Annotated in this window: 12 protein-coding genes; 7 read left to right on the top strand and 5 right to left on the bottom strand. The window is 57.4% G+C overall.

The annotated features are described in order from the left end of the window. Positions 1–93 precede the first annotated feature (93 nt). Positions 94–369 (bottom strand): stress-induced protein YchH, encoded by a 276-nt coding sequence (gene ychH / locus CSK29544_RS13770; protein WP_007850694.1) that lies wholly within the window; start codon positions 367–369, stop codon positions 94–96. A gap of 267 nt (positions 370–636) precedes the next feature. Here ychH and pth point away from each other — a divergent pair, with 267 nt between their 5' ends. From pth to CSK29544_RS13755, 3 genes are all read left to right on the top strand, one after another. Continuing rightward, the gene (pth, locus tag CSK29544_RS13765; protein ID WP_004387867.1) at positions 637–1,221 is read left to right on the top strand and encodes an aminoacyl-tRNA hydrolase; all 585 of its coding nucleotides are present in this window, start codon (positions 637–639) and stop codon (positions 1,219–1,221) included. Positions 1,222–1,360: 139 nt separating this feature from the next. Further along, positions 1,361–2,452: a redox-regulated ATPase YchF gene (gene ychF, locus CSK29544_RS13760; protein ID WP_004387866.1), complete on the top strand. Its 1,092-nt coding sequence runs from the start codon at positions 1,361–1,363 to the stop codon at positions 2,450–2,452. 220 nt (positions 2,453–2,672) lie between these two features. Continuing rightward, positions 2,673–3,341 (top strand): YecA/YgfB family protein, encoded by a 669-nt coding sequence (locus tag CSK29544_RS13755; protein ID WP_029039141.1) that lies wholly within the window; start codon positions 2,673–2,675, stop codon positions 3,339–3,341. 98 nt (positions 3,342–3,439) lie between these two features. Here CSK29544_RS13755 and CSK29544_RS13750 read toward each other — a convergent pair whose 3' ends face one another. Together CSK29544_RS13750 and CSK29544_RS13745 are read right to left on the bottom strand one after the other, a co-directional pair. Next, positions 3,440–4,225 (bottom strand): DUF3750 domain-containing protein, encoded by a 786-nt coding sequence (locus CSK29544_RS13750; RefSeq protein ID WP_007896655.1) that lies wholly within the window; start codon positions 4,223–4,225, stop codon positions 3,440–3,442. Between the two features lie 160 nt (positions 4,226–4,385). Further along, complete coding sequence (locus CSK29544_RS13745; RefSeq protein ID WP_007896654.1) at positions 4,386–4,973, bottom strand: TetR/AcrR family transcriptional regulator; 588 nt, start codon at positions 4,971–4,973, stop codon at positions 4,386–4,388. 113 nt (positions 4,974–5,086) lie between these two features. On the opposite strand from CSK29544_RS13745, the gene CSK29544_RS13740 reads away from it, so the two are divergent. Then, positions 5,087–5,683, top strand: coding sequence for an NAD(P)H-dependent oxidoreductase (locus CSK29544_RS13740; protein WP_007896653.1), 597 nt, complete (start codon positions 5,087–5,089; stop codon positions 5,681–5,683). 156 nt (positions 5,684–5,839) lie between these two features. On the opposite strand, the gene CSK29544_RS13735 is transcribed toward CSK29544_RS13740, so the two are convergent. Beyond that, positions 5,840–6,547 (bottom strand): phage antirepressor KilAC domain-containing protein, encoded by a 708-nt coding sequence (locus CSK29544_RS13735; protein WP_004387862.1) that lies wholly within the window; start codon positions 6,545–6,547, stop codon positions 5,840–5,842. A 257-nt stretch (positions 6,548–6,804) separates the two neighbouring features. Continuing rightward, complete coding sequence (locus tag CSK29544_RS13730) at positions 6,805–7,284, bottom strand: carboxymuconolactone decarboxylase family protein (RefSeq protein WP_012124522.1); 480 nt, start codon at positions 7,282–7,284, stop codon at positions 6,805–6,807. A 124-nt stretch (positions 7,285–7,408) separates the two neighbouring features. Between CSK29544_RS13730 and pdxR the strand changes: the two genes are divergently transcribed. From pdxR to CSK29544_RS13715, 3 genes are all read left to right on the top strand, one after another. Further along, positions 7,409–8,800, top strand: a complete 1,392-nt coding sequence (gene pdxR / locus CSK29544_RS13725) for a MocR-like pyridoxine biosynthesis transcription factor PdxR (RefSeq protein ID WP_007896649.1) — start codon at positions 7,409–7,411, stop codon at positions 8,798–8,800. A gap of 137 nt (positions 8,801–8,937) precedes the next feature. Continuing rightward, on the top strand, positions 8,938–10,866 hold the full coding sequence (locus tag CSK29544_RS13720; protein ID WP_007896648.1) for an alpha,alpha-trehalase: 1,929 nt from the start codon (positions 8,938–8,940) through the stop codon (positions 10,864–10,866). 187 nt (positions 10,867–11,053) lie between these two features. Next, entirely contained in the window at positions 11,054–13,171 is a 2,118-nt protein-coding gene (locus tag CSK29544_RS13715; protein ID WP_029039140.1) for a TonB-dependent siderophore receptor, read from the top strand. Positions 13,172–13,223: the final 52 nt, after the last annotated feature.

Raw genomic sequence — 13,223 nt, 5'->3', positions numbered from 1 at the left:
CCTGACGTAACGTAAGGGTCAAGAGCGTATCATAAAAAAGCTCCCGACCGGCGGGAGCTTTTTACAGCGTTTACGTATTAACGAGAGTAATCATTATGAACTGGAGTGATGGTTGCGCTTGCAGCGTTTGTCATAATGGCGCACCCACCAGTAACGATCGCACACTTGTTCATGACCACCAACGCGGGCGCCTGCCAGCCATAACACGGCCCCGACGAAGATACTTAATACCGCGCCATGCGCGAAAAACTGCGGCAGGTTTAGCTGCGGCAGCTGGTTGAGAATGGAGTAACCGACCCCGCCAACCATGACCACTAACCCCAGCCCCATCAAGAAATTGCCGAGCAACGACGCGTTTTTGCGTTTCATAGTCACCTCCGGAAGAATGGGCGGGAAAGTATCCCTGTTATTTATGTGTAAAGTATAGGCAACGCTTATAAATGCGGGTTGCGCCGGGGATCACAATTATGAACTTTCTCTGGACGAAACTTTACAAATAAGCCAATGAATTACATGAAAATCTAATTATTCATGATTGTTATTATTGATTTCCGTTCATCGGTGCGACGCGGTTTTGTGATCTGCGCGACACCACAGTAAACTACGCCGCAAACAGGTGTTTTCAGGAACAGTAACGTGACGATTAAACTGATAGTCGGGCTGGCGAACCCCGGCGCGGAATATGCCGCCACCCGACATAACGCGGGCGCATGGTATGTAGATCTGCTGGCGGATCGCTTTCGCGCCCCGCTGAAAGAAGAAGCCAAATTTTTCGGCTATACCTCACGCATCAACGTGAACGGCAACGATGTGCGCCTGCTGGTGCCGACCACTTTTATGAACCTGAGCGGCAAAGCCGTGGCGGCGATGGCCACGTTTTACCGTATCGCGCCGGATGAAATTCTGGTGGCGCACGATGAACTCGATCTGCCGCCAGGCGTGGCGAAGTTCAAATTAGGCGGCGGTCATGGCGGTCATAACGGCCTGAAAGACATCATCAGCAAGCTGGGGAATAACCCTAATTTTCATCGCTTACGGCTGGGCATTGGTCATCCGGGTGATAAAAACAAAGTTGTCGGCTTTGTGCTTGGCAAACCGCCAGTAAGCGAGCAAAAGCTGATTGACGAGGCCGTGGACGAAGCGGCGCGCTGCACCGAAATCTGGCTGCAGGACGGCTTAACCAAAGCCACTAACCGTCTGCACAGTTTTAAAGCGCAATAAACCGCGTGGCGGCGCGGCATAAGGGCGATTTCTCCCCCGTTGCGCGCCCGTTACGTGTATAATAGCCAAATAACACCATTTCTCATCATCGGGTTAATTTTAACCCTCTGATAAACAAGCAATTAAGGTAATGTAAACCATGGGATTCAAATGCGGTATCGTCGGCTTGCCGAACGTCGGTAAATCCACTCTGTTCAATGCGCTGACCAAAGCAGGTATTGAGGCGGCGAACTTCCCGTTCTGTACCATTGAGCCGAACACCGGCGTCGTGCCTATGCCCGATCCGCGTCTGGATAAAATCGCCGAGATCGTCAAGCCGCAGCGTATTCTGCCGACCACGATGGAATTTGTAGATATCGCCGGTCTGGTGAAGGGCGCGTCCAAAGGCGAAGGTCTGGGCAACCAGTTCCTGACCAACATCCGCGAAACCGAAGCTATCGGCCACGTGGTGCGCTGCTTTGAAAACGACAACATCATCCACGTCGCGGGCAAAGTAAACCCGGCTGAAGATATCGACACCATCAATACCGAGCTGGCGCTTTCTGACCTCGATACCTGCGAGCGTGCGATTCATCGTATCTCCAAGAAAGCCAAAGGCGGCGATAAAGACGCCAAAGCCGAGCTGGCCGTACTGGAAAAATGCCTGCCGCAGCTTGAGAACGCCGGTATGCTGCGCGCGCTGGATCTGAGCAAAGAAGAGAAAGATCTCATCAAATACCTGAGCTTCCTGACGCTCAAGCCGACCATGTACATCGCGAACGTCAACGAAGACGGTTTCGAGAACAACCCGTTCCTGGATCAGGTGCGTGAAATCGCCGCGAAAGAAGGCTCTGTGGTTGTGCCGGTGTGCGCCGCCGTGGAAGCGGATATCGCTGAGCTTGACGATGAAGAGCGCGATGAGTTTATGCAGGAGCTGGGCCTCGAAGAGCCGGGCCTGAACCGCGTGATCCGCGCCGGTTACGCGCTGCTGAACCTGCAGACGTATTTCACCGCTGGCGTGAAAGAAGTGCGCGCCTGGACCATTCCTGTCGGTGCCACCGCCCCGCAGGCGGCGGGTAAAATCCACACCGATTTCGAAAAAGGCTTTATCCGCGCGCAAACCATCGCTTATGACGATTTCATCGCTTACAAAGGCGAACAGGGCGCGAAAGAAGCCGGTAAAATGCGTGCCGAAGGCAAAGATTACATCGTCAAAGATGGCGATATCATGAACTTCCTGTTCAACGTCTGACCATTTCTTTTCGCGTGTGGGGTGGTGTTCCATCTCATAAAGCTGACTGAGAATGTAAAATCCACGCTCTGGCGTGGATTTTTCTTTTCGTCCTGAATACCCGTTTTAAGCGCGTCGTATCTTTAGCGGATAACGCCGCGGTTAACAGATTGATGACTAAAGGGACAGGGTAAGTGTTTACACTGCCAGTCCTGGACCTAAGCGCCGAGGAGGCAACATGATGAAAGAAGGCCCGCTGACCGAGAAAGAGCTGGAATGGCTTGACGAGATGCTGGAAAAGTATGGCAGCGAGGATTCGATTGTCGATGTCGCCGAGCTCGATGGCCTGCTGACCGCCGTGCTTTCCGGCCCAAAAACGATTGAGCCGAGCGAATGGCTGGTCGCGCTGTGGGGCGGTCAAAACCGCATTCCCCGCTGGAGCAACAAGCGTGAGATGAACCGCTTTATGGATCTGTGCTTCCAGCATATGAACGATATCGCCGATCGTCTCGCGGAATTCCCCGATCAGTTCGATCCGCTGTTTGGCGTGCGCGAGACCGAAGGCCAGGAATTTACCGTGGTGGAAGAGTGGTGCTTTGGCTATCTGCGCGGCGTGGCACTCGGCGACTGGTCATCACTGCCGGAATCACTGCAGCCCGCGCTGGACGCCATTGCCCTGCACGGCAAGGAAGAGAACTTCCCGCAGCTGGAGTCGCTCTCCCAGGAAGAACTCGAAGCGAGTTTCGCTGCTATCCGCCCCGCCGCGCTGGCGCTGCATGATTACTGGATAGCCCAGCCGGAAGCGGTGCCTGAGCCGCAGCAGCCGGTGGTGGCCGAACAAAAGCCTGGGCGAAACGATCCCTGCTTTTGCGGCAGCGGTAAAAAGTATAAGCACTGCTGCCTGCACTAAACACGATGCGCCTGCGGGCGCATTTTTTCGGCGGCGGCAGGACAGAAAGCCGGGACAAAACATCACCGGAACGTGTTCACCAATACGTAAACGACAGTTTATCCCTCGCCGCCTTCCCTGTTTTTCTGCAAATTATCGCTTCCCACTCCGCCAATAAAGGGCAGCCTGAGTTTAAGTGGCGAGAGATCCAGCCCCATATTCAGCCCCAGAATGTTAATTTCAAGCCCCTCTTCCGCGCCCAGCGTAAATCCCGCCACGCCCAAAACAGAGACCTGAACGCCGCGTCCTGACGGCGGTAAGCCAACGAAATGGCGCAGCGAGCGAAAATCTTTGCCGATAGCATTGGCGGGCATATCCAGCTTCAGCGCAGGAACTTCCCGCCCGATATGGGCGATGAACGTGTTGCTGTTTGGGCCAGGCCAGACGCGATAAGTCTCTGGCCACGGCCAGGAGGCGATAGCCGCTTCAATTTGAGGGATCATGGCTTCGGCTTCCTTGCCACGATGCTCAACCAACAGGCGGGGTTTCGAGCCATACCAGTAACCGTCCGGCACGTTTTGGTTACGCCGCACTTTCTTACCTGCGCCCCAGCTAATCACTTCATAGCGGGTGTAATGGGTTTCTCCGGCGCGCTTATAGATTATCCAGGGATGGACCGCGACCACGCCTTTCCAGCCCCATGTCGGCGCGGCGTAAACCTGCACCAATGCCAGCCGGGCGTTTTTTCTCGGATCCGGTGCGAGCCCCGCGGAGTCGCTGCGGGCAGCCCACCAGCCACGCTGCGAAAGTGGCTCATGGTGATACATCTTCTGGCCGACGCTCGCGGCAAGTGACAGCAGAGTGATACAAAGAAAACTCAGTAACAGCGTTTTAATCAGGAACATGCGGGGCCGGGTGTGGTTAAAAATAGATCACAATGACACCATCCTAACGCTGTATTTATATCCAGCAAAGTTCGTTTTGTGCTACGAATATCGCGACATGCCTCGAACAGGCATGTCATGCGCCTTTGAGAAAGCCAGCGTTATGCTCACCACTTGCGGCTTATCTCTTCTCTACCATTCCGACAATCGCATCGCGTAATTCTGCTTTTGCCTGTGCGGCATCAATCGCGCCCATCGTGACGGCCCAGGAAAGCCCTTCGGCAGCGCCGAACATCGCCCACAGCGCGGCGTCACGCAGGGCGTTATCCGCCCGCAGCGGCGCAAACAGCGTGCGGCATTTACTGATGAATTCCACCGCGTAATCCTGACGCAGCTTTTCAAGCTCCGGCGTGCCGGTGAGCGCCGCCATCACATTTGGCATTTCACGCCCCTGCAGCAGTACGCATTCGATATACGCATCGGCGATCACCGCTGCCAGCGGCAACAGTTCAGGTTGAATGCGTGCGATCGCCTCATCCATTTTGCGGTTCTGGCGCACTTCATATTCGTGATAAAGCGCCGCCAGCAGGCCGGAGCGGCTGGTGAAATGATCGTAGACCACCGGCTTTGTGACGCCCGCCCGTTCCGCAAGCCTGCCGAGCGTCAGCGCCTCGGTGCCCTCTTCACGAATAATCTGCCAGGCCATTTCAATAAGCTGGGTGTGGCGCGCATCGCGGCTTAGCCGCTGGCGCGTGCGAATTTCAGACACGGCGTTTCTCCTTGACAGAATTACCTACTAAAAGTAACTTACCAATGGTAGGTTACTTTTAGTATATCAGATTACGTCTGTCGTCACCCGATGGCAACGCAGGAGGAGTGAATATGCACGCATTAATCGTCGTTTCCCATCCGTTAGCGTCATCTCTGACCCACCGCGTCGCGCACGTGCTGGCCGAAGGCATTACCCGTGACGGTAGCGGTCATACCGCCGACATTGCCGATCTCACACGCGAAGGCTTCGACCCTGTCTTTAATGAGCACGATTACGCCGCGTTTATGAAAACTGCACCGGTGCCGCCAGATGTCGCCCGCGAGCAGGCGCGTATCAATCACGCCGACGCGCTGGTACTGGTGTTTCCGGTGTACTGGTGGTCGATGCCGGGGCTGTTGAAAGGCTGGATCGATCGCGTTTTTTCAAACGGCTGGGCGTATGAAGAAAGCCCGGAAGGGAAAGTAGTCAAAAAACTGGGGCATCTGCCGGTGCATCTGGTGAGTATCGGCGGCGCGGACAGAAAAACGTTCGACAAACACGGTTATCACCAGGCCTGGGACACGCAAATCGCCCACGGGATTTTCGATTACTGCGGTGCGCCGGTTATCACCAACGAAACGCTGTTTCTGCCGGATCTCAGTACGCCTGACGACGCCCTGGAATGCGCACGCGCGCTGGGCGCGAAAATATTTACCGCGTCAGCATAAGCGCGTCGGCCAGAGAAGGGTTTACGGAGAGATAACGGGAATAAACGCGGAGGAAACAGCCATCCGGCGCGTCTCTCTTGTCCGCTAAACCCCGCAAATAACCGCAGGCGAAAAGCGAATCAAGACGCTGCCGGACGCTCACGGTGCGCCGGGCCGTCAGGCCGCGGCACCGTTGGTCTGTGCGGCGAGATGAGCGGCCCACAGGCTCGCCACCCATTTCACGCCGCGCGCGGTAAAGCGCGGTTGGGCGAAGGTGTGCAGGTTTTCGCCCACACCGGAGCGCAGCGTAAAGTAACCCGCCTGCAGGTGGTGGTGCTGCGGCACCAGCGTACCGTTGGCGCGCTGCATAATGTTGCGCTCCAGCAGAAACTGGCGGAATTCCGGCTCCTTCACCTTCAGCATTTTGCACAGCTGGCGAAAGCCAAGCGACTCGTCGACCTGCACGAAACGATCGAAGAACTCGGCTTTAGGGGCGAAGAGAGCCAGCTGCTGCTCCGCCCGCTGACGCTTTTCATACTGCTCGGCCCAGGCGCGCGCGGCGGCGGCCGGGTTGGTAAAGTCCGGCAGGCTGGCGTTACGTTCGCGTTCCTGCCAGCGATCGAGCATTTCGGCGGTAAAGGCGGGCGAAATGCGCGCCACCGTCAGCAGCGAGTCGCGTTTATTCAGTAAGAACTCCTGACGCATCTCCCCTTCCCGTTCGTACAGATTAATGCCGATAGGCTGGGACAGGCGCTGCGCAGTTTCCAGGCTTTTAATCATGCGCTTCACTTCACTGTGGGCAATCCCTGTTAACGTCGCGATTTCACGGCTGCTCATTGTGACCGATTGATCCTGAGCATTAAGATTTTCCAGCGGAATCATCATAGGTTTCACCACTCATTCACTAACTCAATTACAACAACACCTGGTGCTTTGTAGAAATAGTATACAGGCACCTGTTTAAATATCCAGTAGATTTTTTAATCGGTTTTACTTAAGTTGCAGGCGAGACGCGGCCTGCGATGAGTGGTCCGCTATGTGATTAAAAATCAATCCCTTTTCGCTGCCTCCTGCACTATCTGCCCACCGCGCCCATAAAAAAAGCCCGCGCAGGCGGGCTTTTCAAAAGGTTAAAAACAGCGTTATTCAAGACCGGCGCGATCCAGACCAAACGCCGCGTCCTGGCTGCCGGGTGCCATTTGCGACACCAGTTGCAGACGGTTCCAGCTATTGATGATGGCAACGGCAAACGCGATCTCTGCGATCTCCGTTTCAGAGAAATGCTCACGCGCCTGTTGATAAACCGCATCGCTGATCCCTTCTTCTCTGATATGCGTTATCGCTTCCGTTAAGGTCAGCGCCGCTTTCTCCTTCGCGCTGAACAGCGGCGATTCTCGCCATACCGGCAGATGGTACAGGCGCAGTTCACGCTCGCCCGCCATCTTCGCCTCTTTCGCGTGCATATCAACGCAAAACGCGCAGCCGTTGAGCTGCGAAGCGCGCATGTCGATCAGCTGTTTAAGCGTTGGCGTCAGGCTGCTTTTTTTCAGCGCCGCGCTGGCGTTCATCAGGGTGTTAACCAGCGCCGGAATGGTCTGATAATGGTTCACGCGCGTACTCATGGAAACTCCTTACATCACAAGAGAAATCACCCCGCGCGGTGCGGAGCGTGTCAAATTCTTCTCGTCTATCATACGGCGCCATGACATAGTCAAAAGGGTCATAAACCGTGAAATAAGGCAGGACATGAAACCGGGTTATCGTGAAATTTATCAGCGCTATCGCCAGAATATCCACGACGGGCTTCTGAAGCCCGGCGACCGGGTACCGTCCATCCGCGTGCTGGCGCAGGAACTCCAGGTGGCGAAGAAAACGGTGGAGGCGGCCTACGCGGTGCTGGTGGGTGAAGGGTATCTGGTGAGCCGCGGCCCGCAGGGTACGCTGGTGAATCCGGCGCTCACGGTGCCGCCGCGCGTGGCAGAGCCAGCGCCCGTCCGCCCAGGCGATAACAACGATCTGCTGGCGCTTAACGAGCATGAAGGGTTTCTGCGCCCCGGTCTGCCGTCGCTGGATCAGTTTCCTTATAAAAAGTGGCTGCTCCTGAGCGCAAGAGCGACGCGCGCCATGCGCCCCGAAGAGATGGTGAACCCGCCAGTTGCAGGCTACGCGCCACTGCGCGCGGCGATCGCGAGCTATCTGACGCTGTCACGCGGCGTGACGTGTACCGCTGACGATATTTTTATCACCAATGGCTATCGCGGCAATCTGCTGCTCACGGTCCAGGCGTTGCTCGGCGCGGGTGAGAGCGTGGCAATGGAAGATCCTGCCTATTTTCTCGGTCAGCGGCTGCTGAAAACGCTCACGCCGAATCTGCACGCCATACCGGTGGATAACGAGGGCATGGATGTGGACTATCTGCAACATCACCACCCGGACGCCCGGCTCGCGTTTGTCACGCCAACGCACCACAGCCCGCTTGGCGTGTCGCTGTCACTGCCGCGAAAACAGCAGTTGCTGGCGTGGGCGTCGCGCCATAACGCATGGATTGTGGAAGATGATTATGACGGCGAGTTTCACTTCACCCGCAACGTACTGCCATCGCTGAAAAGCCTCGACACCGATGACCGGGTCGTTTACTTCGGCACCTTCAGTAAAACCATTATGCCGTCGGTGCGTATCGGTTATCTGGTGATGCCGCGCGCGGCGCGCCACGCCTTTCTTGAACACGGCGCGCTGCTGACGGGCGGGCAGCCGCTGCTGATACAGAAGATCCTCGCCGCGTTTCTGACCGGCGGTGAGTTTTACACTCATCTGCGGAAAATGCGCGCGCTCTACCAGCAGCGGCGCACGATGGCTATCGCGGCGCTGCACGCGGTTTACCCTGGCGTGTTCAAAACGCCGCTGGAAGATGGCGGGATGCACGTGGTGGCGTATCTGAAAACCGCTACCTGCGATGAGGCGCTTGCCCGCCTCTGGCACCAGCACCAGTTGCAGGTCAGCGCGCTGTCGCCCTGGTACCGGCGGCCCGATAAACGCTACGGGCTGATTATCGGCTACGCCAATCTTCGCTCGGCGGACGAAGCCGTCGCCCTGCTGGCCCGCGCGCAACCGGCGACGCTGGCGCTGCTTAACGGATGATGTAAACAGCAGCTTAACCGAACGCGAAAAACAGAAATTTCCCGTTTACGTGCGCTCGAAACGGGAATATTCGTCTAAGGTTTTCATATGGTTGATTCGCAGTGGTGTGCGCTGCGCCCCTTAAGGAGAATTCATTGATGTCACAACCCGTCACGCGCCGTCCCCGGACGCTGTTTTTCGCCATTCAGGTCGCCCTTAGCGGCGCGCTGCTGGCGTTCTCCACCCTGCCCGCCAGCGCAGAAGAGCCGTCTGGCGCAGAGCGCCCCGCGCCGCAATCACCGGACCAGCTTCTCGGCCCGCTGTTTACGGATGTACAGAGCGCCAAACTGTTCCCCGATCAGAAAACGTTCGCCGACGCGGTGCCGAACAGCGATCCTTTGATGATCCTGGCCGATTACCGCATGCAGCGTAACCAGTCGGGCTTTGACCTGCGCCATTTCGTTGAGCTGAACTTTACCCTGCCGCAAAAAGGCGAAGCCTATGTTCCGCCAGCCGGACAAAGCCTGCGCGAGCATATCGACGGCCTGTGGCCGGTGCTGACGCGCTCGACCGATTCCGCCAGCAAATGGGATTCCCTGCTGCCGCTGCCGAAGCCTTACGTGGTGCCGGGCGGGCGTTTCCGCGAGGTCTATTACTGGGACACCTACTTCACTATGCTGGGGCTCGCCGAGAGCAATCACTGGGATAAAGTGCAGGATATGGTCGATAACTTCGCCCATGAAATCGACGCCTGGGGCCATATTCCGAACGGCAACCGCAGCTACTATTTAAGCCGCTCCCAGCCGCCGTTCTTCGCGTTTATGGTCGAACTGCTGGCGACCCATGAAGGCGGCGACGAGACGCTGAAGAAATATCTGCCGCAGTTGCAGAAAGAGTACGCCTACTGGATGGAAGGCAGCGAAAATCTGGCACCAGGCGATGCCCACGAGCGCGTGGTGAAACTGAAAGATGGCGCGGTGCTGAACCGCTACTGGGACGATCGCGACGCGCCGCGTACCGAATCCTGGCTTGATGACGTAACCACCGCCAAAAATAACCCGGATCGCCCGGCGACTGACATCTACCGCGATCTGCGCGCGGGCGCGGCGTCCGGCTGGGATTTCAGCTCGCGCTGGATGGATAATCCGCAGCAGCTTGGCTCTATCCGCACCACCAGTATCGTGCCTGTCGATCTTAACGCCCTGCTGTTCCAGATGGAAAAAACCCTCGCGCGCGCCAGCAAAGCCGCAGGCGACAGCGCGGGTGCCGCCCGCTATGAATCGCTCGCCAGCCAGCGTCAGCAGGCGATTGAAACCCATCTGTGGAATGCGAAACATGGCTGGTACGCGGATTACGATCTGAAAACCAATAAGGTGCGCGATCAGCTGACCGCCGCCGCGCTGTTCCCGCTGTATGTCAAAGCGGCCGCGCAGGATCGCGCCGAGAAAGTGGCGGCGGCAACGCGTGCGCAACTGCTGAAACCGGGCGGTATTGTGACCACGACGGTTAAAACCGGCCAGCAGTGGGATGCGCCGAACGGCTGGGCACCACTGCAGTGGGTGGCGACCGAAGGTCTGATGAATTACGGGCAGAAAGATCTGGCGATGGACGTGACCTGGCGATTCCTGACCAACGTTCAGCACACCTACAACCGCGAGCAGAAACTGGTGGAGAAATATGACGTTTCTTCGACCGGTACGGGCGGTGGCGGTGGTGAATACCCGCTTCAGGACGGCTTTGGCTGGACCAACGGCGTGACGCTGAAAATGCTCGACCTGCTGTGCGGCACCGAAAAACCGTGTGACGATGTGCCGCAGACCCGTCCGGGCAGCGACCACGCGCCGCAGCCGAAGCAGGAAGGCAAAATGCTGAGTAAACCGGCGCAGTCCTCTGCGCCCGCAAAAGCGGAAACGTCAGCGCCAGCGAAAACAGAAACGTCTGCGCCGGCAACAACGCAAACGCCAGCCCCGGCGAAAACCGACGCCGCTGCGCCCGCGAGCAATAGCGCGCCTGCTGAAAACGCACCGGCCGCGCCGAACAGCAACGCGCAGGATAACGCCGCTGCGCAACCCGCTCCGGCACAGTAATTCACACGCGCTACACCACTGCCCTCTGCGGAGGGCAGTTTTTTTTGCTTTCCTGCGCCCGATATATTTTCCCCGCCAATTCTGTTAGTTGCCCCGCGCGTTGATAACGATAATAATTCGCATTCTTTATTAGATATCGTTACGCCCCTGTCACGCAGGGAGCAGATGGCAACCAGAGAAGACAACAATGACAATCGCTTTAACCCTGAAACGCTCCGCCGTGCTGTGCGCGCTGGCGCTGGCGGCACCGCACGTCTCGCTCGCCGAAGAGACCATCACCGTTAGCGCCGCCCCCGCGCAAACGGCCGCCTCGCCTACCGAAGGCTACACGGTGAAAACCAGCACAGGTGCGACAAAAACCGATCAGCCGCTTATCACCACCGCGCAGTCGGTTTCCGTCGTCACGCGTCAGCAGATGGAAGATCAGGGCGCAAGCACATTTACGCAGGCGCTTAACTATACGCCGGGTGTGTTCTCCAACGTCGGCGGCGGCGCGACGCGCTTTGACGCGCTGGCGCTGCGCGGTTTTCACGGCGGCGACGTGGATAATATTTTCCTCGACGGCATGCGCCTTATGAGCGACGGCGGCAGTCACAATGTGTTGCAGACCGATCCGTGGTTCATCGAGCGCGTGGATATTATCAAAGGCCCCTCTTCCGCGCTTTACGGCCAGACCATACCGGGCGGGCTGGTGAACCTGACCTCTAAGCGTCCGCAGTTCAATTCCGAAGGGCACTTTCGCCTCTCAGCCGGCACGCAGAATACGAAAAGCGCGGCGTTTGATTACACCGACGCGATTAACGACCAGTGGGCCTATCGCCTGACGGGCATCACCCGCAACACCGACACGCAGTACGACAATACGCGTGAGGAGCGCTACGCCATTTCGCCTTCTCTGCTCTGGCAGCCGGACAGTGACACCAGCCTGCTGCTGCGCGCGTATCTGCAAAAAGATCCGTCCGGCGGCTATCATGGTTCCTCGCCTGCCGAAGGCTCGCTCTATTCCCACAATGGCCGAAAAGTCAGCCCGAACTATAACGAAGGCGATCCGGGTGACGGTTACCGTCGCCGCGAGCAGATTTACAGCGCGGAGTTTGATCACCGCTTTAACGATATCTGGTCGGTACACTCCAGCGGCAGTTACACCCACAGCAACGCCTCGCTGGATCAGGTGTATCAGAATGGCTGGATTGGCAATACGAATGAGCTGACGCGCGGCTATGTCGGGTATGAGGAGTCGCTGAACGCGTGGTCCACCGATAACCGTTTACAGGCCGACTTCGCCACAGGCGACGTGAATCACACCGCCGTGCTGGGAGCGGAATATCACCGCTTCCGCAATGATATTCAGGGCGCGTATGGCAGTGCCGCGCCGTATAACCCGTTCACCGGCTATACGCCGCAGACCGGGCACGTCGTCACCTCAACCAACCACTACAACCGTCGTTACTACCAGAGCGGCGTCTATTTGCAGGATGAGATGACGTGGAACCGCTGGCACGCCACGCTTTCCGGACGCTACGATCGTATCGTCGCAAAGCAAGTCAGCGACACCGCGGGCACAACGATTCGCCGCTCTGACGACCACGTGGGTGGCCGCGCGTCGCTGCTTTACGCCTTTGAAAACGGTTTGTCGCCCTATATCAGCTATAGCCAGGCAATTACGCCATCGATTCTCTACGACGCGCGCGGCGATATGCTGAAGCCGAGCACGTCTGAGCAATATGAAGGCGGCCTGAAGTACCAGCCACCGGGCACGTCAGATATGTACACCATTGCTATCTACGATCTGAAACAGAAAGATGTGTCCCAGCGCGATGAGAACATCGCGACCTCCAGCTACCAGGCCGTTGGCAACGTGAAATCGCAGGGCGTGGAGATCGAAGCGCGTAACCAGCTTACGCCACGACTGAGCACGATTGCAGGCTATACCTGGAACCGGGTGAAGTTTGAAGATTCGCTCGGCGGCAAAGATGGCAATACGCCACTGCTGACGCCGGATCAGATGGCCTCTTTCTGGGCGCATTATCAGTTTGATTACGGCATCAGCGCGGGCGCTGGCGTGCGTTACATCGGTAAACAGTGGGCGGATGACCAGAATACGCGCCGCGTACCTTCCGTAACGCTGATGGATGCGATGGTGAAAGCCGATCTCGGCGCGTGGAACAGCGCGCTGAAAGGCGCGTTTGTGCAGGTGACCGCCAACAACCTGACCGATCGCGAGTATATCTCCGGCTGTTATACCACTAACTGTTACTGGGGCGCGGAGCGCAGCGTGACCGCAACCGTCGGCTACGATTTCTGATCCTGACGAAAAAAAACGGCCCCAAGGGGCCGTTTTTACTGACCATTCAGAC

It is taken from the genome of Cronobacter sakazakii (genome assembly GCF_000982825.1).
Lineage (GTDB): Bacteria > Pseudomonadota > Gammaproteobacteria > Enterobacterales > Enterobacteriaceae > Cronobacter > Cronobacter sakazakii.
This window is presented reverse-complemented; position numbering and strand designations above follow the sequence as displayed.

Excerpts from the sequence above, each read along its gene's own strand:
- ychH (WP_007850694.1), bottom strand. The coding sequence starts at position 369 with ATGAAACGCAAAAACGCGTCGTTGCTCGGCAATTTCTTGATGGGGCTG.
- ychF (WP_004387866.1), top strand. The coding sequence starts at position 1,361 with ATGGGATTCAAATGCGGTATCGTCGGCTTGCCGAACGTCGGTAAATCC.
- CSK29544_RS13755 (WP_029039141.1), top strand. The coding sequence starts at position 2,673 with ATGAAAGAAGGCCCGCTGACCGAGAAAGAGCTGGAATGGCTTGACGAG.
- CSK29544_RS13750 (WP_007896655.1), bottom strand. The coding sequence starts at position 4,225 with ATGTTCCTGATTAAAACGCTGTTACTGAGTTTTCTTTGTATCACTCTG.
- CSK29544_RS13740 (WP_007896653.1), top strand. The coding sequence starts at position 5,087 with ATGCACGCATTAATCGTCGTTTCCCATCCGTTAGCGTCATCTCTGACC.
- CSK29544_RS13735 (WP_004387862.1), bottom strand. The coding sequence starts at position 6,547 with ATGATGATTCCGCTGGAAAATCTTAATGCTCAGGATCAATCGGTCACA.
- CSK29544_RS13730 (WP_012124522.1), bottom strand. The coding sequence starts at position 7,284 with ATGAGTACGCGCGTGAACCATTATCAGACCATTCCGGCGCTGGTTAAC.
- pdxR (WP_007896649.1), top strand. The coding sequence starts at position 7,409 with ATGAAACCGGGTTATCGTGAAATTTATCAGCGCTATCGCCAGAATATC.
- CSK29544_RS13720 (WP_007896648.1), top strand. The coding sequence starts at position 8,938 with ATGTCACAACCCGTCACGCGCCGTCCCCGGACGCTGTTTTTCGCCATT.
- CSK29544_RS13715 (WP_029039140.1), top strand. The coding sequence starts at position 11,054 with ATGACAATCGCTTTAACCCTGAAACGCTCCGCCGTGCTGTGCGCGCTG.